The organism is Parasutterella muris (assembly GCF_009767915.1).
GTDB classification, from domain to species: Bacteria; Pseudomonadota; Gammaproteobacteria; order Burkholderiales; family Burkholderiaceae_F; genus Parasutterella; species Parasutterella muris.
In genome coordinates this window covers 32,757-56,137 of sequence record NZ_WSRP01000014.1, presented here as the reverse complement: position 1 = coordinate 56,137, position 23,381 = coordinate 32,757, and the positions used below count along the sequence as shown (strand labels likewise).

The 23,381-nt window shown below is 51.7% G+C and carries 21 protein-coding genes; 7 read left to right on the top strand and 14 right to left on the bottom strand.

Annotation, left to right across the window (positions count from 1 at the left end; all coding sequences use genetic code 11):
• Positions 1-300: 300 nt before the first annotated feature.
• From E5987_RS05740 to E5987_RS05725, 4 genes are all read left to right on the top strand, one after another.
• Entirely contained in the window at positions 301-1,122 is an 822-nt protein-coding gene (locus E5987_RS05740) for a hypothetical protein (protein WP_160335142.1), read from the top strand.
• Between the two features lie 107 nt (positions 1,123-1,229).
• On the top strand, positions 1,230-1,520 hold the full coding sequence (locus tag E5987_RS05735) for an addiction module antidote protein (RefSeq protein ID WP_160335141.1): 291 nt from the start codon (positions 1,230-1,232) through the stop codon (positions 1,518-1,520).
• Between the two features lie 2 nt (positions 1,521-1,522).
• The gene (locus tag E5987_RS05730; RefSeq protein WP_160335140.1) at positions 1,523-3,370 is read left to right on the top strand and encodes an AMP-dependent synthetase/ligase; all 1,848 of its coding nucleotides are present in this window, start codon (positions 1,523-1,525) and stop codon (positions 3,368-3,370) included.
• Entirely contained in the window at positions 3,371-5,203 is a 1,833-nt protein-coding gene (locus tag E5987_RS05725) for an AMP-dependent synthetase/ligase (RefSeq protein WP_160335139.1), read from the top strand. It abuts the gene before it with no gap.
• A gap of 105 nt (positions 5,204-5,308) precedes the next feature.
• On the opposite strand, the gene cysE is transcribed toward E5987_RS05725, so the two are convergent.
• Entirely contained in the window at positions 5,309-5,998 is a 690-nt protein-coding gene (gene cysE / locus E5987_RS05720; protein ID WP_160335138.1) for a serine O-acetyltransferase, read from the bottom strand.
• A gap of 8 nt (positions 5,999-6,006) precedes the next feature.
• The gene (locus E5987_RS05715) at positions 6,007-6,798 is read right to left on the bottom strand and encodes an RNA methyltransferase (protein ID WP_160335137.1); all 792 of its coding nucleotides are present in this window, start codon (positions 6,796-6,798) and stop codon (positions 6,007-6,009) included.
• 227 nt (positions 6,799-7,025) lie between these two features.
• Here E5987_RS05715 and E5987_RS05710 point away from each other — a divergent pair, with 227 nt between their 5' ends.
• Positions 7,026-7,805, top strand: coding sequence for an inositol monophosphatase family protein (locus E5987_RS05710; RefSeq protein ID WP_202074560.1), 780 nt, complete (start codon positions 7,026-7,028; stop codon positions 7,803-7,805).
• A 75-nt stretch (positions 7,806-7,880) separates the two neighbouring features.
• Positions 7,881-10,511: a DNA mismatch repair protein MutS gene (gene mutS, locus E5987_RS05705; RefSeq protein ID WP_160335135.1), complete on the top strand. Its 2,631-nt coding sequence runs from the start codon at positions 7,881-7,883 to the stop codon at positions 10,509-10,511.
• A gap of 9 nt (positions 10,512-10,520) precedes the next feature.
• Here mutS and E5987_RS05700 read toward each other — a convergent pair whose 3' ends face one another.
• From E5987_RS05700 to E5987_RS05665, 8 genes are all read right to left on the bottom strand, one after another.
• On the bottom strand, positions 10,521-11,042 hold the full coding sequence (locus E5987_RS05700) for an FKBP-type peptidyl-prolyl cis-trans isomerase (protein ID WP_160335134.1): 522 nt from the start codon (positions 11,040-11,042) through the stop codon (positions 10,521-10,523).
• A gap of 83 nt (positions 11,043-11,125) precedes the next feature.
• Positions 11,126-11,605, bottom strand: a complete 480-nt coding sequence (locus E5987_RS05695; RefSeq protein WP_160335133.1) for a pyridoxamine 5'-phosphate oxidase family protein — start codon at positions 11,603-11,605, stop codon at positions 11,126-11,128.
• 58 nt (positions 11,606-11,663) lie between these two features.
• On the bottom strand, positions 11,664-12,839 hold the full coding sequence (gene bamC / locus E5987_RS05690) for an outer membrane protein assembly factor BamC (RefSeq protein WP_160335132.1): 1,176 nt from the start codon (positions 12,837-12,839) through the stop codon (positions 11,664-11,666).
• Between the two features lie 92 nt (positions 12,840-12,931).
• Positions 12,932-13,813 carry a 4-hydroxy-tetrahydrodipicolinate synthase gene (gene dapA / locus E5987_RS05685; RefSeq protein WP_160335131.1) on the bottom strand — a complete coding sequence of 294 codons (882 nt, stop codon included), beginning with the start codon at positions 13,811-13,813 and terminating at the stop codon, positions 12,932-12,934.
• 94 nt (positions 13,814-13,907) lie between these two features.
• Positions 13,908-14,468: a class I SAM-dependent methyltransferase gene (locus tag E5987_RS05680; protein WP_160335130.1), complete on the bottom strand. Its 561-nt coding sequence runs from the start codon at positions 14,466-14,468 to the stop codon at positions 13,908-13,910.
• Between the two features lie 10 nt (positions 14,469-14,478).
• Positions 14,479-15,132 (bottom strand): site-2 protease family protein, encoded by a 654-nt coding sequence (locus tag E5987_RS05675; RefSeq protein ID WP_202074556.1) that lies wholly within the window; start codon positions 15,130-15,132, stop codon positions 14,479-14,481.
• A 92-nt stretch (positions 15,133-15,224) separates the two neighbouring features.
• The gene (locus tag E5987_RS05670; protein WP_160335129.1) at positions 15,225-15,848 is read right to left on the bottom strand and encodes an L-threonylcarbamoyladenylate synthase; all 624 of its coding nucleotides are present in this window, start codon (positions 15,846-15,848) and stop codon (positions 15,225-15,227) included.
• 325 nt (positions 15,849-16,173) lie between these two features.
• Positions 16,174-17,013 (bottom strand): PHP domain-containing protein, encoded by an 840-nt coding sequence (locus E5987_RS05665; RefSeq protein WP_160335128.1) that lies wholly within the window; start codon positions 17,011-17,013, stop codon positions 16,174-16,176.
• 492 nt (positions 17,014-17,505) lie between these two features.
• Here E5987_RS05665 and hslO point away from each other — a divergent pair, with 492 nt between their 5' ends.
• The gene (hslO, locus tag E5987_RS05660) at positions 17,506-18,456 is read left to right on the top strand and encodes an Hsp33 family molecular chaperone HslO (RefSeq protein ID WP_160335127.1); all 951 of its coding nucleotides are present in this window, start codon (positions 17,506-17,508) and stop codon (positions 18,454-18,456) included.
• Between the two features lie 66 nt (positions 18,457-18,522).
• Here the strand turns inward: hslO and E5987_RS05655 are convergent, their stop codons facing one another.
• The 4 genes from E5987_RS05655 to E5987_RS05640 form a co-directional block, all read right to left on the bottom strand.
• Positions 18,523-18,927 carry a cytochrome c3 family protein gene (locus E5987_RS05655; protein ID WP_160335126.1) on the bottom strand — a complete coding sequence of 135 codons (405 nt, stop codon included), beginning with the start codon at positions 18,925-18,927 and terminating at the stop codon, positions 18,523-18,525.
• Between the two features lie 10 nt (positions 18,928-18,937).
• A complete protein-coding gene (locus E5987_RS05650) occupies positions 18,938-20,461 on the bottom strand; it encodes an FAD-dependent oxidoreductase (RefSeq protein ID WP_160335125.1) in 1,524 nt (507 codons plus the stop codon).
• A gap of 102 nt (positions 20,462-20,563) precedes the next feature.
• Positions 20,564-21,277 carry a response regulator transcription factor gene (locus tag E5987_RS05645; protein WP_160335124.1) on the bottom strand — a complete coding sequence of 238 codons (714 nt, stop codon included), beginning with the start codon at positions 21,275-21,277 and terminating at the stop codon, positions 20,564-20,566.
• Positions 21,243-23,348, bottom strand: a complete 2,106-nt coding sequence (locus E5987_RS05640; protein ID WP_160335123.1) for a sensor histidine kinase — start codon at positions 23,346-23,348, stop codon at positions 21,243-21,245. The genes E5987_RS05645 and E5987_RS05640 overlap by 35 nt, the downstream gene beginning before the upstream one ends.
• Positions 23,349-23,381 lie beyond the last annotated feature (33 nt).

Genomic DNA, 23,381 nt, shown 5'->3' with positions numbered 1-23,381 from the left:
GATTTTTTCAATTTTATTTCATGATTGATTTCATTAAATTGACACTATTTAGTTTTTCAAAAGTATTCAAATGGAATTTTCTAGTCACAAACCAGGCTAAAAAGGGTAAATTACTTTCTATACGAAGATTTCAAAATTCAACTTTTCAGCTGATTTGTTCGTAGCGTTTGAAAATCATACCGCTGCGCAGTTTTTCGTCTTTTGTTTTATTTTTTTGTATCTGTCCTCTTTGTTGCGCACAATCTATTTTTTGAATCGGTACAATGTATTCCCCGTTTAATTTTTACTTAGTTTTTTGCAATGCGCCTCACTACTCCGAATCGAACTTTGCCCGCGATTTGTCTCGCCGTATACGGCTGCGGACAGCTCGAACGCGTCGCTGAGTTCATCAGCGCCCTGCCTGCTGATTATCGTGAAGAAGGCGTTCGTTTTACTGCCGGTCAGATTGCCGGCCAGTATGCATTCGAACAGGTAAAACTTGACCGTAAAGGCTATGACACAAGAAGACTGCTGCGCTGTCTTTCTATTCTGAATAACGCCGGAGCCGTTTTCCCGACCGATGAGGCGCTCGCTCATGCCGATGATCTAATCAACAACTTCACCGCTGACTTCGGTCACGATGAAGACGGCGAGGCGACTTTCCGTATCAAAGCTCAGAGCTACCGTCTTAAAAAATATGACTGCCACGCTCTTTGGGCGCGTATCCGTCAGGCCGACCTTCTTGTGGATTCCGTGTCAAGAGAAAAACTCTTTGACGCGGAAGAATCCGACGATCTTTCCTTTATGGACGATTCGCTCGACTTCCGCCTGACCGCACATCTTGTCGACCCTCAGGGCGAAAAATTCGCCTCGGTGCAGCAGTACTTTACCGTCACCGACGGCCGCCTCTCCGTTGAAGATCTGATCGATTACGATTTCACCGACTATCCCAACTTTCATGACGAAAGCGGAAACACCTATCGCCTAATTGAACTTCTGACCGAAAAGTTCATCGATCGCTCCGTCGGCGCTGTCAAGAACTTCCTTGCCAGCCAGAACATGACGCCGCCCTCAGAAGTTCAGAAAAGAGAGACTATCCCTGAATACGTCTACTCTGTCAGCCCGTACAGCTTTAACCAGTAGATCATTGCGGCAAACCCGTATCTACGCTTCTACGCGAACTTCCGCTGCTTCTGTATCCTGTAGGCTACACTTCAGCCCTGATACTTGTGAAACAACGGGAAATAACCATGTCACAAATACAAGACTTCCCGGTGCGGGCGGAGTCGGCGGAAGCGAGAACGCTCAACGACATCCTTGACCGCACCCAGGACGATGCTGCGCAGATTATTCTCGCGCTCGGCGCTCTTGCCAAAAATTACGGCATGTCGCGTCTTGCCAGAGAAACCGGCCTTTCTCGAGAAAGCCTCTATAAGTCGCTCTCGGGAACGCGTTCACCGGAATTTGCGACCATTCTTAAAATTCTTTCTGCCTTAGACCTCGACCTTGTTGTCCGGGATAAGCCGATTTCTGCGAGATAACAATGACAATGTTTGACGACAGCCGGGAAAGAGCCGCTGAAATTAGAAAACTTTCCATTATTCCCGAACTCATTTCTCACCACCTCAGCATTCGGGGAGACGATCCCGCGCTGAGCGAATATGATGCCAAAAAACAGGAATGGGTCACGCTTTCTTTCAAAGAACTTTGGGAGCGCGCTCAGCTGTGGCACAAAGCCATTACCGCGAGCGGACTTAAAAAAGGCGACAAAGCGGCAATGCTGCTTCCCAACAGCATCGCTGCGGTCTGCTTTGACCAGGGCACACTCATCGGAGGACGCGTCCCGGTTCCGCTTCATATCATCGACACCGCCGCAAACTGCGCATATATTCTGAACGACTCAGAAACCAAACTTCTGGTTATCCTGAATCGAGCCCGCTGGCATGCCATCGAACAGGCCGGAATCGATCTGCCACACCTTAAAACCGTTGTCTTTATCGATGACGAAGGCGAAGGCATCAGCAGCAGCGGCGTCGAAACACTCGGGTTAAACGAGTGGCTCGCAAGGGGACAGGAAAGCACTCTCCCTTTCGAGGGCCCGACCGAAGAGGACCTTGCTGCTCTCGTCTACACGTCCGGCACGACCGGCAAACCCAAAGGCGTTATGCTGACGCATAAAAATATCATGAGCGACATATCCGCCCTGCTCTACAACCTTGCGCCGGTCGGCGGAGACGAGTGGCTCTCATTCCTGCCGCTTTCACACACGTTTGAGCGCACAACCTCTTACTACATTGGTCTCGGCATGGGAAATAAAGTGACGTTCAGCCGCGGCGTCACCCGAATCCTTGATGATTTAAAACATACTCGTCCCACTATCATGATGTCGGTCCCGCGTGTGTACGAAAAAGTCGCGGCCAAGATTAAAGAACGCCTGAAAACGAAGGGATCTGCCGCGCAGTTTGTTTTTAACAGCGCCGTCAATGCGGGCTACCGCCGTTTTGAGCGCCGCAACGGCTTAGCCGCTCACAATCCGTTTATCAATACGCTCGACGATCTGCTTGATCCCTTCTACAACAAAACCGTCCGCAATCAGATCAGAAATTCATTCGGCGGCAGACTGCGCGTCGCCGTCTCCGGAGGTGCGGCCCTAAGTACGGATGTCGCGCGCACACTGATCGGACTTGGCGTGGAAATCTATCAGGGCTACGGCATGACTGAAACTTCGCCGATCATTTCTGTCAATAAAATAGGCGCCAACCATCCGGATACGGTCGGACCAATCCTTCCCGGCATCGAAGCAAAAATCGGAGACAAAGACGAGCTTCTCGTCAGAGGTCCTCAAGTCATGAAGGGTTACTGGAAGCGACCGGAAGATACCGCTAAAACCATCAGTCCTGAGGGCTGGCTCTCAACCGGAGATCAGGCAGAAATCGGAGAAGGCCGATACCTGAAAATCAAAGGCCGAATTAAGGAAATTATCGTAACGTCGACCGGCGAAAAAGTTCCGCCCGTTGACATCGAACAGGCGATTGAAACTGACCCGCTGTTTGATCAGGCGATGATCTACGGCGACAATCGGCCGTTTATCTGCGCGCTGCTCGTAGTGAACCAAGATCAGTTTGCGGATTTTGTGAAGCAGCTCTCTTTGGACCCGAACGATCCGGACATCATGACCAACAGCACGGTGATACGCGCGGTCCTCAAACGTTTGAAATCTGACTGCCGACAGTTCCCTCAGTACGGCGTACCGCGTGCGGTTAAGCTCCTCTCTGAGCCGTGGACAATTGATAACGGCGCCCTGACTCCGACGCTCAAAATCAAACGCCGCGTTATCGTTGCGGATAATCAGACAGATATCGACAACCTTTATAAAAATTTTGGAAAATAAATGACAGCCGAAAATTCCATAGAACCCAGGGTGCTTCCCGACCTGCTCAGAAGAAACATCCGAATTCGTCCCGATAAAGTCGCTTACCGCGAATTTGACGCCAAAACCAACGCTTGGGTCACAATGACCTGGAAGGAGTTTGGAGACGGTGTGATGCGCTGGAGAAAAGCGCTTGCCGCTTCCGGCCTGAAGCAAGGCGATCATGCGGCTATACTGATGCCCAATTCCACCACCGCCGCGCTCGCTGATCTCTCGCTTCTGAGCTCGGGCCTGGTCCCGGTGCCGCTGCACGCGGTCGACACCCCGGCGTCAAGCGCATTCATTCTGAATAACTCGGAAGCAAAAATCCTTTTTGTCCCGCGCACGTTGCGCTGGAACGCGATGCTCAACGCCGAGCGCGACTACCCTAATCTGAAAGCGGTCATCACTTCCGGAGAAGATGCCGATACGGCTGATAAAGATTCTCCCGTTCCGGTCTATAACCTCTCTGATTGGCTTAACGCGGGCAGCGGCACTGAGATCGAAGACCCGTACATTGATTCCGAAAGTCTTGCCGCCATTGTGTACACATCCGGTACCACCGGCAAACCCAAAGGCGTCATGCTGACGCACGGCAACATATTTGCCAACACGATCGGCATTTCCAACGCACTCGATATGGGGCCGGATGATGTGTTCCTTTCTTTCCTGCCGTTCTCGCACACCTTCGAAAGAACCGTCACCATCTATAACGCGCTGAATCTTGGCGCAGAGGTCGGATTCGCCCGTTCCGTGCTCAAGCTGCCGGAAGATCTTCAGATCATTCGCCCCACGATCTTCGTTGCGGTTCCCCGAGTCTTTGAACAGTTCTACAACAAGATCAAACATTCGTTAAGAAACAAAGGCGGATTTACTGCTTCTCTTGCTGATCAGGCCGAGATTATCGGCTGGAGAAAGTTCTGCAAAGAAAACGATCTGGCCATTCCCTCTTCCTCCTACTCTTGGATGGACAAATTCCTAGCGCCCTACATCCTGCCCAAATTCAGCGAACAGATTCTCAAGCTCTTTGGCGGCCGCCTGAGAACCGCGGTCGCGGGCGGCGCCGCGCTGAATAACGCAATCGGCCACTTCTTCTGCGGCATGGGTATCGATATCAGACAGGGGTACGGTCTCACAGAAACCGCCCCTGTGATTTCCGTCAATCGTCAGGGCGCTAACAATCCGACAACCGTCGGAGAACCGCTTGAAAAAATCGAAGTACGCCTTGGTGATATGGATGAGCTTCAGGTGAGAGGACCCTCGGTCATGAAGGGTTACTGGAAACGTCCCGAAGCGACCACAGAGGCCTTTACCTCAGACGGTTGGTTCCGCACCGGAGATCAGGCAGAGCTCTCGGACGCCGGACGCATCCGAATCAAGGGCCGTATCAAGGAAATCATTGTGACTTCGACCGGAGAAAAAATCTCGCCGACTGACTTGGAGCTCGCTATACAGACAGACCCGCTCTTTGAACAGGTCATGGCCGTCGGTGAAGGCCGTCCCTTTATTACAGCTCTTGCTGTCGTAAACGAAAAAGAATGGGAACATTTTGCCGCAGAGCACGGTATTGATCCGAAGGACGACAGCGCAATGATGCGCCGAGACATTAGAATGGCCGCCCTGAAGCGCCTGAAGAAAGCCGCCGCGAATTTCCCGCAGTACGGAATTCCGCGAAATGTCCGCCTCCTTCGTGAGGGCTGGAATGTGGATAACGGCGCGCTGACAGTCACTATGAAGCTGCGCCGCCCCATCATTAAAGAGCGTCTTGCGGCGGAAATTGAAGAACTCTATACGGTTCCTCAAAACAAACCCTAAATTAACCCAACGGTGCGGTCCTGTCAGGCCGCCCTAAAAATAACGGCAGCCTCGCGGACTGCCGTTATTTTTTTACTTCTCGTGTAATACAAAGACTTAATCGTCTTATTTTGCTGAGCTCTTTTCCAGCGCTTCTATTCTTGCCTGCTGTTCCGCAAGCTTTGCTTCCATTTGCTTGAGCTTCAGCACATACGGGTCTTCCTCATTGGCGACGATACCGTAGGCGGCAAGCCGAACCTGAGCTTTTGCATCTTCGACCGCTTTTTTCTCGGCGCTCTTTTTCTTATCGACAATTCGTGCCGGATTACCAACCGCGGTTGAATTAGCCGGAAGCGGCTTAATCACCACAGCGTTGCTGCCGATACGGCAGTTATCGCCGACTTCGAAGCCGCCAAGCACTTTGGCGCCCGCGCCGATAATACAGTTGCGTCCGATCGTCGGATGACGCTTCGTCCCACTCTCAAGGGACGTACCGCCGAGGGTCACACTGTGATAAATCGTGCAGTCATCACCTACTTCAGCGGTCTCGCCGATCACGACGCCCATCCCGTGGTCGATCAGCACTCTGTCTCCGATCTTAGCTGCCGGATGAATCTCAATCCCGGTTAAAAACCGACTGACCTGCGAGAGCCAGCGGGCGCAGACGCGCCAATTCTTCTGCCACAGCCAATGAGAGACGCGATGCGCCATCACGGCATGAAGCCCCGGATAACACAGCAGTACTTCCCATTTGGAATGCGCCGCCGGGTCTCGTTCATAAATTGAGTCTACGTCTCCCTTGATTCTGCTGAACATGCTTTTCCTTACTTGTTTCTTTGAGTTTTTCTGCCGGCTCTTTCTTCCCTCGGGCAGATAATTGCCCCGCAGATACCTCTTAGCATATCGACATCTGAGGACGAAAGCCCCGATCTCGACAAGATTCTTCTGAGTTTCGGCATCATAAATTTGGGCTGCTGCGGATTAAGCGCCCCGCAGCTGATCATCGCTTTTTCCAAGTGCTCAAAGAGTCCTTCGATCGCTTCAACTTTGGCGGGCTCTTCATCTTCAAAACGATGCGCATGCGCGTCAAGCGCCCTTCCGCGAAGCGTCTGCTGAAGCTGATACGCCGTGACCTGCACAGCCTGAGCTAAATTAAGAGAATCGCACTCGGGATTGGCGGGTATCGCCGTACAGAGCTGACAGAGCTCCATCTCCTCATTCGTGAGACCGCTTCTCTCAGTGCCGAATACAAAAGCGATCTCAGCGTCCTCAAATCGCTCCAGACGATCGCGAACCTCCTCGCAGCTGCTCTGAAGATCTTTAAGCGGAGGTCCGTATTCACGGTCATAGCCGGACAGCGCACAGGCAAAAGAGACACCGTCAAGCGCTTCAAGCAGTGTCGGAGCGGACACGCTCTTTTTCAGAACGTCGGCCGCGTGCGTTGAAAATGCGAGCGCGTCTGCGTTCTCCCGATAATCCTCATGACGGGGATTGACAACATAAAGCCGATCAAAACCCATGGTCTTGATCGCCCGAGCGGCGGCTCCGATATTGCCCGGGTGACTCGGAGAAACAAGGATGAAACGGATCCGCCCGCCGTGAGTGACAAATTCCATATATTGCCTGTGGTTGCGTTAAAATCGCATACTAGTTTAAAGCACCTATTTCGGTGCATCCGATTCTTACAGAGGTTTAAATGGCAGTTACTAATAAGCCCGCAGCCAAGCCGCAGCGCGCGAAATCCGGTGCGGGCAAGCGCTCCGCTTCCGCTAAGACAAAAGAACGGTCCGCAGAAAAAAAATTGTTCAGACCTGCTCCGACAATGCCGATGCAGAACAGCGGCATGCTTAACATCGCGATTAAAGCAGCAAGAGAAGCTGCCCGCATTCAGATGATGGCTTTCCGCGACAGAACCCGCCTGCACATCACGAACAAGGCCGCAGGCGATTATGTCACCGAGGTTGATAAGGAATGCGAACGCGTCATTACCGAAACCATTAAAACGGCTTTCCCGAATCATGCGATCCTCGGTGAGGAAAGCGGAGAAAGCGGTACTGTCGGCGCTGAATATCTCTGGGTTGTCGATCCGCTTGACGGAACCACTAATTTCATCCACGGCATCGACGTTTTTGCCGTTTCCATCGCGCTTCTCAAAGACGGAGTTCCTCAGTGCGGCGTCGTTTATGATGCCAACCGCAACCAGCTCTTTACCGCCGAGAAAGGCAAAGGCGCTTACCTGGACGAACGCAGAATCCGCGTTTCCAGTCTGACTTCTATTCAGGATGCGCTGGTCGCAACCGGTTTCCCGTTCCGTGAAGGTGACGATTACGGCGCCTACATGGAAACCATGAAGAAAATGATGGAAAACACCTGCGGCCTCAGAAGATGCGGCTCCGCTGCCCTGGATTTATGCTGGACCGCCTGCGGCCGCTTCGACGGTTACTGGGAAAAAGGCATCAAGATTTGGGATATCGCCGCAGGAGCTTTGATCGCTCGTGAAGCCGGCGCCATCGTGACCGATTTCTCCGGCGAGGGCGATTACCTCTCCAAGGGCGAAATCGTTGCCGCGACACCGAAGGTCTATGCCGATATGATGAAAGTCATCAGACCTCAGTCCGAGTAATTTTTTTTATTTGCATTTATCAAGAACCTTCTGCAGTATTAGAAGGTTCTTTGTTTATTCAGAGAGACGTTTCATATGTCCGCTCAGTCCATCCGATTCGAAGATATTGACGAAAACCAGCTGCTCAGCTTCACACCGGCGATGAGACAGTTCGTCGAAATTAAGCAGGCCAACCCCGGACTGCTCATTCTCTATCGCATGGGGGATTTTTACGAAACGTTTTTTGACGATGCGGAAACCGTGCACCGCACGCTCGGGCTGACACTGACTTCAAGAAGCGCGCTCGTGAGCGGAGCGCGCATTCCGATGGCGGGCATTCCGTATACAACTCTTGATCAGTACCTGCTTCGCCTCGTAAATCAGGGCTTCAGCGTCGGCATCTGCGAACAAATCGGCGTACCGGGCAAGGGCACTATGGATCGGAAACTGGTCCGCACGATTACGCCCGGAACCCTTACCGATGAAAGCCTTCTGAGCGAGAGAAGCGAAAGCTGTCTTCTGGCTCTCTATGCTTCCGGGAAAAAAGGCAAGATCGGTCTGTCCTGGATGATTATTTCTTCAGGCGTTTTCAAAGCGATCGAAACCGACGAAAGCGCGCTGATGAGCGAGATCGAACGCATCAATCCCTCGGAAATCCTGATTCCCGATTCCATGAGGGACACCGCGGAAAGAGTCTTTCCGGACAGAAGCGTGACGGCGCTTCCCGACTGGCACTTTGATCGGGTGCGGGCAGAAAAAACGCTGCTGTCGCAGTTCGGAACATCGACCCTGGAGCCTTTCGGCATCAGCGACTCTGATCTCTTAATCACTGCGGCGGGCGTTGTCGCCGAGTATGCCCGCGGAACGCAGGGTACTGAGCTCACGCACATCACCGGCATCGTCCGTGAAACAGACAGCGAGCACCTCGGTTTGGATGCGGCAAGCCGCCGCAATCTGGAAATCTCCCGCACGCTGCGGGGAGAACAAACCAATACCCTGCTCTCGACGCTGGATCACTGCAAAACCGCGATGGGCAGCAGAAGACTGCTCTCATGGCTCACATCACCGGCAAGCGCTCAGAAAACCGCATCGGCTCGAAGCGACGCGATCGAAATTCTGCTTGAGTCGATGCCTGAATTGGAAAATATTCAGGACTTCTTAAAGTCCATACCGGATTTTGAAAGAACCGCGACACGAATCGCGCTATCGAGCGTCAAGCCGCGTGAGCTCGCCTCTCTCAGAGACTGCATCCCGTCTCTAAATGTCCTGACGGAGAATATTCAGAAACTTGCCGCGCCGCTGCTTGCGAACACCGCTGAGAAACTGCCGCTTCCTCAGAGTCTCTACGATCTGCTCGACAAGTCAATCAAAAAAGAACCCAATACGTTTATCCGGGACGGGGGCGTCATCGCCGAAGGCTACAGCGCAGAGCTTGACGACCTTCGAGCAATCAAAGATCACGGCGGCAAATTCCTTGTCGAATATGAAGCCAAAGAAAAGGAAAGAACCGGGATCCCTACTCTGCGTGTGGAGTTTAACTCGGTTCACGGCTACTTTATCGAAGTCTCTAAGGCACAGATCGATAAAGTACCCGACAACTACCGAAGACGTCAGACGCTGAAAAACGTTGAACGCTACATCACGCCCGAATTAAAAGAATTTGAGGATAAAGCGGTCAGCGCCGAAGAGCGTTCAAAAGCGCTTGAAAAGCAGCTTTTCGATGAAGTCGTTGAAGAGTGCAAAAAGTACGTCACCGAACTCTTTGAGTCCGCGCACGCGGTGAGTGTTCTTGACGCGCTCTCGTCGCTTGCGACACACGCCGACCTTTATCGCTGGGTGAAGCCTGAATTCACACTCAATCCCGGCATCGATATCAAAGGCGCCAGACACCCAGTGGTGGAACGCACCATTGAGAACTACGTGCCTAATGACTGCGAGCTGTCCGCACAGAGAAAGCTGCACATCATCACCGGTCCGAACATGGGCGGTAAATCAACCTATATGCGCTCTATCGCGCTGATTGTGCTGCTTGCCTACAGCGGAAGCTTTGTGCCTGCGGATTATGCTGAGATCGGACCGATTGATAAGATTCTGACACGCATCGGCGCGGCCGACGACTTAGTGCGCGGACTCTCGACATTCATGGTGGAGATGACCGAAACCGCTTCTATTCTTCGTCAGGCGACGGATCGCAGTCTTGTGCTGATGGATGAAGTGGGCCGAGGCACATCGACTTTTGACGGTTTGTCGCTTGCCGCCGCCATTGCTGAGGATCTGGCCGTCAATCGTCAGTGCTTCACGCTTTTTGCGACGCATTATTTCGAGCTGACGCAGCTGGAAAAAACCGTGCCGAACGTTGTCAACATGCACGTCGCGGCTACAGAAACCAACCGCGACATCGTATTTCTGCACGAAATCCGTGAAGGAGCCGCTAACCAGAGCTACGGCATCGCTGTGGCAAAACTTGCCGGAATTCCGAGAAATGTCATTCGCGGCGCATCAAAAGTTTTAGAAAAATTGGAAGAGAGGGCCGCTCAGACCGATGATCGGCAGCTCGACTTGTTCTGCGCACCGGCTGAACCTCAGTTCGAGCAGGCTGCGGAAAAAGAAACGGAGCTCAATGAGCTCCTTGATAAGATCGAAGATATCGATCTGGATGATTTATCGCCGCGTCAGGCTTGGGAAGCGCTTGCTGAGCTTCAGAAAACCGCGAAACAGTTCCGATAAATCGAGACCTTATTCGATATCTTTGCGCGTCACATCCGCGACCTGAAGGAAGTCCGGCATCATTTCCGAGGATTCCATTTCTTCGACTTCCTCAGGTGTGGCTTTCTCAACCTTCAAAACCTTGATGATGAACTTGAGCGACCATCCGGCAAGCGGATGGTTGCCGTCAAGATAAACGCGGTTCTCGTCGCTTCCGATTACCGTATAAATATGTTCGTCTGTCGGGTCGTTGGGAACACCTTCAAGCCTCATCCCCTCTTCCACGTTGTCACCGAGAAGATTCAGCGGGACCGCCTTAATCAGCTCCGGATCGCTCTCGCCAAACGCGTCTTCAGGCTCCAGCGTAACGTTGACAACATCTCCTTCTTTCTTGCCCAGGAGTGCTTTTTCCAGAGCCGGAAAAATATCGCCGTGTCCGAAAAGCACCGGGATACCTTCAGCGGGGCCTTTTTCAATTTCTTCGCCTTTGAGATCGAACATATCGATCTGCAGCCAGGCAACTGTATCCGGACCAATGGTTGTTTGTTCCATAGTTATCTCTTCTTCTCAGTATTTCAATCGGCTTATCCTACGTCCTAAAAACGGCAGGACAGCGCAAAATCCGCTCAGATCGGTTATTTCACACAAATTTTGCAGGAGAAACTCTCAAGCTCCATGCACAGAACTTCAACCGCCTCTGTCATTTCTTCAGTGAAGTTTTCTTCAATACCCGAATAATGCTTAAAGACAACTTTAAGTCCGTGCGCTTTTTCCTGAGCGTCTTCTACAATACGGAGCCGTCCGCTTCCCATGAAACTGCGGTAAGAAAATCCGCTGCGGCAGACCACCACCGGATCGAGATACAGTTTGCCGTCACAGAAAGCGCTGACAGCTGCACGATCATGTCCGTTTCTCAGAATACTGAGTCTTCTGCCTTCATGAGCGCAGTGACTGTAAAAACGCATTTTTCCGTCTTCAGTCATTTCATAGCCGAAGGACATCGGTACGGAGTAAGGCTCTTTGCCGTCATAGAGGCCGTAAGTCACCGCCTGGCAGTGATCAAGGACATCTTTGATTATTCCAATATCCGTAACTTCTCGGTCGGTTCTTCTCATAGCTTCACCTAAGAAAAAACCGGATAGCATTTATCCGGTTTGTGTTTTGATTAACTGACTAGCGAATCTGTTCCTGGAGCAGATTCAGGATTCTCGAAGAGGTACTCAGCGGATCTGTCTTATCGCTGTCGGGCATTGCCGTAACCTTTGTCTTATCTCCGTCGGAAGTCAGACATACGCGATACAGCGGAGCATCGATCGGTTTTTCTTTTCCGAACCAGCGAGCAAACAGTCCTTCATCATTTCTCTTCTTAACTTCGTAATCCGGGTCAAGGTAGCGGATAAAGTAAATGCCCTGTGCTCTGTCACGGTCGGCAATCGTCAGACCGACTCGATCAAGACCGACACCGACTCTGCGCCAAGCGCGATCGAACGGCTCATCAACTTCAAGCGCCTCGGTCTTGCCGTCAGCGCCTCTGATTTCGCGGCTGATATAAACCGGCTGTGCCTTCTGAAGTGCAGGCTGTTTTTCGATTTCTTCACGTGTCTTCTGTTTCGGGTTGTAGTCGTTTTCCAAACGCAGCGAGAGACGCGTCAGCATTTCGGCTTCCAGCTCTTTATCTGCGGGAGCGGGCTGCCAAGCGGTGTGTTCTTCGGAACTGTTGGTATAAACCTCGATCATGCGGCGGTTCGTCACATAAATATCAGTTCCGCCGTTGGCGTTGCGTTCCAAGCGGGTGCGGTAGCGATCTCTTTCGCCAGTGGAATACACGGTATCAAGGATCTTGCCAAGCGTCGCACGAATAATATCCTGCGGCAGATTAGCCTTGTTTTCCGCCCAGTTTGTTTCCATCACGCCTGCTCTCGGATCTTCACGTTCGACCTGAAGTCCGACGGAAGGCCAGAAATCTAAAACATTTTCCCAGACCTGATCGGGCGGGAGATTGACCTGCAGGTAACGCTGGCCGTCTTCCTTAATGATCTTGGTCATGACTGTCTTCGGCAGGACCGGAGCAGCGGCGCCGACTTCAGCCTGAACTCCGGCAGCAGCCTTGCGGGCTTCCTCGACATCCGCAACCTGTGTCGCTGTCACAACTTGAGGCTTGCCGGGAACCGTAAAGCGATCATCAACCGGGATCTGAGACAAATCCGGAGGAACTTCTAAAGGCGCACGGCTGGAAGTGGTTTCATACTGAATCTTCTCGTCAGTAAATTTAGAACCTAAATACTGACAGCCGGTTAACGATACGGCCGCTACAGCCAGGGTTAAAGCTCGCAGAGGAAATCTGCCCATTCTGAACTCCAAATCTTCCCTTGGTCGGGATACAAAAATTGATTTAAGGCGGTCATTTTAGACTATGCCGCCTTAATTTAAAAACTTACCGATTAAATACAGCCGCCGATCTGCAGCGCACGTTCAACCTGCTCTCTCTTACTCGGTGAAAGCGGCACCAGCGGAAGGCGAATACCGCCCGGGATCAGACCCATGCGCTGAAGCGCCCACTTCGGAGCAACCGGGTTAGGTTCGCAGAAGAGTTCCTTATGGAGCGCCATCAGACGGTCGTTGATCGCACGGGCACCCATCACATCATTCTGCAGAGCAAGCTCGCACATCTCAGACATCAGACGAGGCGCGACGTTGGCGGTGACGGAAATCACGCCGCTGCCGCCCATGAGCATCAGCGCAAGCGCGGAATCGTCGTTGCCGCTGTAAATCGCAAATTCTTTGTCTTTAGCAAGACGGCTCATCAAATCTGCCGCACGCGCCAAGTCTCCGGTCGCGTCTTTGACACCAATAATGCCCGGAACTTCGACAAGACGCAGGATGGTGTCGTTTTTCAGATCCGCAACGGTTCTTCCCGGTACGTTGTAAAGAATCATCGGCAGATCAACCGCTTCGGCGATTGTTTTGAAATGCTGATACAGACCTTCCTGAGTCGGTTTGTTGTAATAAGGAACAACCTGAAGAGAGGCTGCCGCGCCGACGCTTGCGGCATATTCGGTTAATTCAATCGCTTCGCGCGTGGAGTTGGATCCGGTACCGGCGATAATAGGAATACGACCGGCCGCCGCTTCCACCGCAACGCGAATCAGCTCGTTATGTTCGGGAAAATCCACCGTCGGGCTCTCACCGGTGGTACCAACCGCCACAATCGCGTTTGTGCCGGCAGCAATGTGCATCTCGATAAGATTTCGATAGGAATCGTAATCAATCGATCCGTCTTCGAACATCGGCGTCACAAGTGCAACAATACTTCCTTTAATCATTCTTCTCTCCTGAGACTTGATAGATTGAGTTGCTCCATTTTAACGAATAAGAACGCCTATCCGTTGTTTTAAAAATGATTATGCGAGCAAAACACTAGGACCTGAGGGATTTTTGAGCTAAAAACTGCTGGAAGCAGTCCCCCTTTTCTCCTAACTCCTGTCCGTAAGCAAGAATTTCCATCTGATCACGGTACACATCGATAAGCTCAAGCGGCTTCAGAACAAAGTCCGGGTTCTTCGCGCGATTGCCGTCAAATCCGGGATAAGGGAGCATGAACGTTTCGTAGATCAGGAATCCGTCTTCTTTCAAAACCTCAAAGAGGTTCTGATACAAACGACGCTCCAGATAGAAACTCACCAGAACCGCGTCAAAACTTTTCGGTTCAAAAGGCCAAGGGCTGCCCTCAAAGTCGGCCTGAACAAAAACGGCCCCGGGGATTGCTTCGATGTAGGGGCGGCAGCGCTCATCAATATCGGCGCCCACCACTTCAAAACCGCAGGAGGCCAAAAGACGCGTGTTGCGTCCGCAGCCGCAGGCCAGATCCAGAACTCTGCCGCCTTTAGGCAGCTTCGGAATAAAACGCTTCACCCATTCGGAGGGGGCCCCCTTCAGTCCTTTGAGCGAGTGTTCGCTCGGAATATACGGCTCTTTCATCTTTTTTTACTCACAGGAAAAGTCTGACAATGGAGCTTCCCAAGTGCATGAACGGTCTCATGAAGAAAGAAAGCGTGCCGGTAAGAATCAGCGCAAAAAGAATATACATTCCGTAGGGCTCAATTCTTGAATACTGCCAGGCCATTCCGGGAGGCAACAGACCTGTTACGATTCGTCCTCCGTCCAGCGGAGGAATCGGAATCAGATTCAGCGCCATCAGAACGATATTGCAGCTCACGCCGGCAAGACACATTTGCGCGAGAAAGTCGCTGTCAATGCCGGCAATAAAAAGAATCTTCAAAATAATCGCCCAAATAACCGCCTGAACAAGATTTGCGCCGGGGCCGGCCGCCGCGACCCAAATCATATCGGTCTTCGGATTGCGCAGGTTGCGGAAATTGATCGGAACCGGTTTTGCCCATCCGAAAATGATGCCGCTCATGCCGGTGACCGCGCTCATGATAAGAAGCGCGCCTGGAACCAGAATGGTTCCGACCGGATCGATGTGTTTAATCGGATTGAGCGTCAGACGCCCGAGCATATAGGCAGTTGGGTCTCCGCACATCCTGGCGACATAGCCGTGCGCCGTCTCGTGGATGGTGATCGCAAAGATCAGAGGAATCGCGTACACCGTGATCGTCTGAATGATTGAAGCAATATCCATGTTTTTTCTTTATTCCAATAATTATTCGTAATTTCTTACTCTAATCAATTGCGGTCCGCTCTCGGCCTTCTGTTTTGTTAGCAAATGTGCGGTTATAGACCGAGCGCCTTGACGCTTCCGAGTCCCTCTCGAACGATTTCCGGAGCGTCGCCCGAAAGATCCACTACAGTCGTGTCTCCGATTGCGGAGCTTCCGTCGTCGAGCACAAATGCCAGCTGATCTCCGATACGGTCCTGAATTTCCCAAGCGGAGGAAAGCGCCTCTTCTTCCCCCGGCATGATCACCGTTGTACCGATAAGCGGCTCTCCGATTTTTTCCAGCAGTGAATGAAGTACTTTATTTGATGGAACTCTGAGTCCGATTGTTTTTTTTGAAGGATGTGCGAGACGGCGAGGCACCTCGCGCGTCGCTTCCAAAATGAATGTATAAGGTCCCGGCGTCACGCTTTTTGCCATACGGTAACCGGTATTGTTGACTCTGGCGAGATGACTCATCTGAGAGAGAGATTCGCACAGAAGCGTAAAGTGTTTTTTTTCACCAAGCTGACGAATCTTTCTAATTTTATCCAGTGCTTCTTTGTCATCGAGACGACACACCAAAGAAAATCCGGTATCTGTCGGAACTGCCGCGACCTGACCGCGGCTGAGGAGCTCCGCTGCCTGATTAATTCGGTGCGGCTGAGGACTGTCAGGCATAACCTGAAGAATATATCCCATGATTGACTCCTATTGAATTCGTTATTAATTAATCTTTGTATAAATCCCCGATCCTTCGAGGCCTGCCTGATAATTGCCCTGCCTTGTCTGCTGCCGGACAAAACGCGGATTCATTGTAGATTTCTCATATTGCCCTGACAAGAGCGTTAGGTCCTGTTATGACGCATTGCTTTGCGGATTTCTTCAGCGCATTTTCGTCGTCTAAAGTTCACAGACAAAAAGACGAAGCCGATGAAATAGGATCAGACTTTCCGGCGCCGACTGTGCCGAGATATCTTATGTTTTTGATGCATGGACGAGTTCAGGCAGCCCTGACCGTTCGAAGCTACGAGAAATGGCGCCAAACCGGATCAAGATTGGACGGGAGATCGCCCTGAAGCCCCAGCTGCGCAGGCGAACCTTCAAAATGAAAATCACTTCCCGTGGAGACCCAGAATCCCAGCTTCTCAGCCATCTTGGCGTAAATTTCAGCCTGGCCGGGCTTATGACTTCCTGTCGTCACCTCAAAAGCTTTCCCGCCTGCGGCTGTGAACTGCGCAAACATCTCATCAAATGCCCACCTCTTGAGCGGGTAGCGTCCGGGATGCGCTAAGACAGTGATGCCGCCCGCATCCGATATTGCTCTGACAGCCGCGGCGATCGGGGTAGTTTCTCTCGGCACATAGGCCGGTTTGCCGGTGCCGACCCATTTGCGAAAAGCGTCCTGTCGATCTTCGGCCTTCCCGATTTTTACCAGCCAATCCGCAAAATGAGGCCTTGCGAGCAGCATGGAATTTGCCGCCTGCTCCCGAGCACCCTCCAGAGCTCCGTGCAGTCCGAGTTCTTCAAACTTCTCTGCCATTTTGAGGGCGCGATTAAAACGTTTTGCCCGAATATCTTTGAGAAGGTTCTGCAGTGCTTCATTTTTTTGGTCGAAATTCAGACCCACAATGTGGATCGGCACGTGAGCGAAATCCGTACTGACTTCACAGCCGGTCACAAAGTCCATACCAAGCTCTGAAGCCGCGTCTTTCATTCTTTCCAAACCTGCCGTTTCGTCGTGATCGGTAAGCGAAATCAGCTCCACACCATTGTCATACGCTTTTTTAGCCAATTCCTCCGGAGTCAGTACTCCGTCAGAAAAAATCGAATGCATATGCAAATCCGCTCTCTTGTACTCTTTCACACTTACCTCTTTTGCTGAGCTGCCCGCGACTTCAGCGACACACCAGCCGCACTCTTTATCAATGTATTCCGCGGCCGCTGAAGGAAGATCAGGTTAATTGAAAGACGATTCCTGCAGCTGCGCAGTTTCATATCTCATCGAACAGATTACCGTTTTTGTCTTAAAAAACTGTCCGCTGCGCTAGATTTTTTATCAGCGGAGGGCCGCTTCTGCAAAACTGATCTGTCTCTTTGGAAAGCGAATCTTAGATTTCCTTCCGCGATTTTGCCTCACTTAGTCTTAAGACGGATCCGACTTTACTAAGCGTGCTAAACAATCGCTTACAAACACTGCGAGCGAAGAACCTGCCTGGGATCCGCATGTTCCGCCTTCTTCGCACTATGGACACGACTGGTAAGATTGAGACCGTTTTGGACATTTTGGTTACTAAGTAATTTGAGCAGTCGATAAAATGACTGACCAGTCAGTGACTTAGTTGTAGATAAATTGAATATGACAGAAAATAAACAAGAAAACCTTTCGAACCGCATGATTAAGTTCCTCTTTGAAGGAGCTCCGGTTCGCGGCGCCGTCGTTCAGTCCTCTGACGAATGGCAGAACATGATTCGTTTCCATAAATACCCGGAAAATGTCGCTTCGCTGCTCGGACAGTTTGCTGCCGGTGCGCTTCTTTTATCAAGCACTATCAAATTCGACGGCGCTCTGATCCTTCAGGTTAAAGGCTCCGGTCCGATTCAGCTGATCGTAGTCGAAGTCAGAACACCGCTTTCGGTCCGCGCTATGGCTCAGCTTCGCGAGGGTGCAGAAATCACTCCGGATATGGACCTGCAGGCGCTGATCAATCAGGACAAAAAAGGCCAGTGCGCCATTATTCTTGATCCTAAAGGCCGCAGAGCCGGCGTCCAGCCCTATCAGGGCATCGTGCCTCTGTCCGGCGCCACCGTCGCGGAAAATCTCGAGGGCTACATGGTACGAAGCGAACAGCTCGAAACCAAACTCTGGCTTGCCGCAAACGGCCAAAAGATCGGCGGACTTCTGGTTCAGAAGATGCCGGGTACCGGCGGAACAGCCGCCGAAGCCAATGACCCTGACGCCTGGGGCAGAATCATTCAGGTCGCCAATACCGTCAAGAACGAAGAACTTCTGGAGCTGGCCGCGCCGGAACTTCTGCATCGCCTCTTCTGGCAGGAAAAAATGAAACCGATCGCCGAGGACGACGTCAGCTTCAGCTGCAACTGCTCACGCGAAAGAACTTCGTCCATGCTGCAGCAGCTCGGCTATAAAGAATGTATGGATATCATCAAAGCCGAAGGCAAGATCGATGTCACCTGCCGCTTCTGCAACCAGACACAGACGTACACGCCTGAAGAAGTTGAAGCGCTCTTTATCGAGGCCAATCCGGACGCCGGCGCCAAGGGCGCTGATCCGAAGCGTCCTCAGTAACCGCTTCTAGGTAAATAAATGCCTTCGATTCCGCAAGGACTCGAAGGCATTTTTGTTTATAGCGTGTTACTTCGGATCTTTCATATTCCACGCTTTAACGTCGTGGCACGTCGCGCAGTCATTAACGCTTGCCCTATGCTCTCTGTGGCAGTCGGTGCAGTCCTCCGTACGGCCGAAATGATAGCTGTCGTGCGGATTCACTAAAGCGATATGCTCCTTCACTTCGCCCGTCTTAGGATTTTTCATGCGGGACGTGTAGTTAAGACGTTCCGTACTTTTCGCAAGCTGATCCTGATTGTGGCAGGTGACGCACTGCGCGGTCGGTACCGGTGCAAACGTTCCGTTCTGATGACAGCCTGTGCATTGAATATTTCTCTGTGCATGCTTACTCATCTGCGGCATCTGAGCGGAAGCGGCAGCGGCAAAAATGAGCGAACACAGCAGGACTGAGGTTTTGAGTATTGTCTTCATTGATTTTCTCCTATTGACGCTTACGCTGGGCCGCGTTTTCCGCCGCAAGCATGGCAAATACACAGCATTCGGGCATTGAGCAGGCCGTCATGCGTTCCTGTCCGTGAAGACCGCCGGAGGCCTCTCCGACGACATAAAGTCCTTCAATCGGTTTGCCGTCGGCAAGCGCGATCGCGCGGCCCCTGAGGTCCGTACGAATTCCGCCGGGCGTGTAATTTAACCGCGGATTGATGACCATCGCATAAAGCGGACCGCTTAAGTCGAGCGTCTGCACTTTCCTTCCGGAGCGCTCCATCTGCTTATCAAAATCGGAGTCTTTGCCGGCTGCAATCAGTTTGTTGTACTTTTCAAGCTCATCAGCGACAACTTTGGGATCAGCGCCGTACGCCGCACACAAATCTTTCAGCGAATCGTACTTGTACATCGTGCCGTCAATACCGTTGAGGCCGTTCAGAGAACGCTGGACACGATTAAGGTTGTGGAATTTGCCGAGCGCTTTTTCGTCGTAAATAATGAAGGGCTTTTTATCGCCGTTAGTCATTCTTCTCAGAAGAACCGACTGCGCAAGCGCGTTTCTCGTGAGCCCCTCATTCAGGAACCTGCGGCTTGTCGCCGGATCGATCATAACGCCCCAGATCATATCTTCAGTCGGCAGCGGATAAGCGAAACGGAATAAGGACAAATGCATCGGCTGAGCGCCCGCTTTCACTAAAATCTTGAGCGCGCCGGAAGTCGCGCCGGGATTTGTCGTTGTCGCCACGCCGGCAAGAAACGGAACTTCCGCAGAACGAAATGCTTTGTCTCTGGCGTAACCGCCGGTCGCGAAGATGACGCCCTGATTGGCGCGGATCTTTTTCTCCACGCCCGTACGATTGGTCAGATCGTCGCTCTCAGGCGTATCAAAGTAATAATTCTCTCTGACTTTCAGACCGACCACCGCTTTCTTATCATCAAAGAGGACTTCATCGGCTTTGCAGTGCACTCGAACGGTCACGTTCTTAAGACCTTCCATGTACTTCCACAGCGCGTTCAGAAGACCGGCGCCGTCGCCCTCGGAAATCAGCACGCGCGGCTGGGAGTGACCGCCGAGCTTCAGAAGCCGTCCGTCCCACTTAACGCCTCTTGCAGTCATAAACGCTTCTGCTCTGGCGGTATTTTTCGCCATTTCCAGGGCTTTCTCATAGTCGCCCATAGAGCCGGACACTTTGTACATGTCAGAGGCAAGCTGCTCCGGAGAATCCTGAATGCCTTTGGCCTTTTGCGCGGGAGATCCGACACAGGCAAAATTCAGGCCGCTGATGCGGGAGGTACCCCCAAGACGGCTCATCTTCTCAATCATGAGCACTTTGGCGCCCTGCTCAGCTGCGCTCAGCGCGGCCATTGTTCCGGCAATACCGCTGCCAACCACAATAATGTCGAATGTCTCGTCAAAGGACGGTTTGTCCTGAGCCTGCGCGCCGCCTGCGGAGACCGCGGCCGCCGCGGCCGCGGCTGCCGTCTGAAGGAACTTGCGTCTGCAAAGAGATGAGGTCATATATTTTTCTCCTAGTGTTGAGAAATGGTTTTATATGACCCTCAGTGTGGCGCAAAGATGTTTCCAAGCCGCCACGAATTTTTCAAAAAGATTAAAAAAACGCTACAAAACTTCTTCCGAAAGATCTTCAATGTAGTAGCCGATGCCGGAGTAGGATGCGATCGCCGTTCCGGCCAAGCCCGCCTCCGTCAGCTTTTTGCGAATGCGGGAAAAAGACACGCGAAGATAATTGAGCTCGCCGATATATTCCGCGCCCCACACCTGACGAAGCAAATCCTCATGCGTGAAGATTGTTCCAGGACGTTTATTTAAAACCAGCAGCAGACGGAATTCGGTATCCGCAAACTTAATATCCGCATCTTTGTAGCGGCACATTCTTCGATCCGGGAACATCACCAAGTCTCCGTTGTGCACAGTTTGTTCGGGTGCCTTTTCCGAATTAACGCGGCTTCTTCTCAATACCGCTTTGATACGCGCCGTCAGCTCTTCCATCGAAAACGGTTTGACGACGTAGTCATCGGCTCCGAGCTCCAAAGCCTTTGTTTTAATGCGGACTTCATCACGAGCCGATAAGAATATCGTCGGAATCGAGTACCTTTTACGCATCTCACTAAGAAATGTCAGTCCGTCAACCTCCGGCATCATATAGTCAAGAATGATAATGTCCGGTTTGCTCTTCTCAAGCAGAAACATTGCTTCTTCGGCCGACGCAGACAGGAGAACATCAAATCCGAAACCGTCGAGTGAACGAGAGAGAAGGCGCCTGATCTTGCTTTCGTCATCAATAATCAGGACTGTCGGTCTGATGCTGTTCATCATTATCTCCGCCGGGTTTTAAAAAAATGGGTAATTCAATTGTAAAAACCGATCCGACTCCGGGCGTACTTTGCACCGAAATCGTTCCCTCATGAAGTTCTGCAAGCCGCTTGGTAATAAAGAGCCCGAGCCCTGTTCCGCTGATCCTGCGCGCAGAATCCATTCTGCACTGATAGAACCGATCAAAAACCTTTTCGCAATCAGCGCGTTCCATCCCGATTCCATTATCAGCAATTGTAATGACAAGACGGTCCTCTCTTCGTTCCGCATGCAGTGACACCCGACAAGGCCTTTCCGCCGAGCGGTAACGGTCCGCGTTGGAAAACAAATTCAGGAGTATTTGCAGAAACGCCTGTTTGTCGATAAACGCGGCTTTAGCCTCTTCGCTGATAGATACCTCGCAGCTGAAGTCATCCTGCCGAAGAAAACGTTTAAGCGCCTTTGAAATAAGCGGTTTTATGAGACAAAGCTCCCGATGAATCATATAGGAGCCGGACTCAAGTCTTGCCACATCAAGCCAGCGGGAAATTAAAGACTTCATTTCGTCTGCTTCATCAAGCAGCGCCTGAGCTGAAGATTTCAGCGCGTCACGGTCGGAGTTGTTGCGCAGATATTCCGCTTCGAGACGAATACAGGAAAGCGGCGTTTTGAGTTCGTGCGCCGCAACACCGATCAGCTCATCCTTTAATTTATCGACCTGAACCTCGGATGTGGCGTCCCGCATCAACACAACGACTAAGTCGTCTTTATCGATCTTCAGAGCGCGTAATTCATAAATAACTTTCTCGTGTTCACGGAAAATTTTCCCAAACGGGTTGGCGATGGCTGCTTCAATAACCTCATCAAGCTTGAGGGAGCGATCAGAGAGCACTGCCTTGGCCGCTTTATTGGAAAACAAAATACCGCCTTCTCTATTAAGAAGAACGACACCCTCGCTAATATCCGAGAAGACCACGCGCAGCATCGACTCCTGTTTATGAATCACATCCACCTGAGCCTGCACTTTATCTTCCAAGGATCGATTCAGCTGACTGAGCCTCTCGGTGGCTTCGTTCAATTTCTTCTGCATACGGCTGTAAAGCACCTGAAGCTGAACGATTTCTTTAGGAGAGCGTACTCGTTCGGATTTATCCGGAAGACTTCTGCCCGCCTGCATCTGCTTTGAGAGCTTTTCCACCGCACGCGCCACCGATACGGAAGCGGCATATCCGAACAAAATTGCCGTACACGCGGTAAAGAGCCAGACGATTAGATTGTTAAAAATCAGTTTCTTATAGACACCGGCTCGATCTGTCTCGCTTGAGAACACGCCAACCAGCCAGTCTGAGCGGCTCAGCGGCTGAAGTATGCCGAGAAAACCGTTGATCGATATGGCCGAGGCACCCTTCGTGACCACTTTCAGTTCCGAAGAAGTCAGGTTCACTGCACCGGTTCCTTTTGCGGATGAAGAAAAAATTTCTCTGCCCCTGCGGTCAAAAATCGCGATTCGAAACTTGTCATCAGGCAAATCCTTCAAAACCGAATCGGAAAGCTCCCTCAAATCGAGCGCCGCCACCGCCAAACCCAAAAACTCCGATCCTTCGTACACAGACTTAGTGATGTTGACAATATCGCTGCGGGTCGCACCAACCGCATGGACAAGCCCGGACACGGTGACATCGGAGCTTCCCGCTCCTTTCCAATGGTCCCGACCGTTATGTGAAATTCCGAAGTTCGGCTCCCCTCGATCATTGAACCGCGGAGAAAAGGCGACGCTTCTGCCCTCAGCATCATCGAAATGGATGTTCAGAATTTCGGGCGCGCTTCGTCTGAGTTCATCTAAATGCCTCGAGAGTTTTTCCTGCTGATGACGCTCCTCCTTAAAGTACTCGGCGGCAACGCTGATCAGTCTTAGAGAAGACTCGAGCTTTGCATCAAGGCGATCGGAAACATACAGCGAAATCTGCTTTCGATTGGTTTCTTCCTTTGCGAGCTCATTCTGTGCTGACGAATACTGAAGCAGCCCGAGCACAACACACGGGAAGGTCGCGGCGGCCGCAGAAATGCAGAAAAGGATCGTACGAAATCGCATGGACAGTCGCTTTTTAAGAAGGAAGCTCGACTC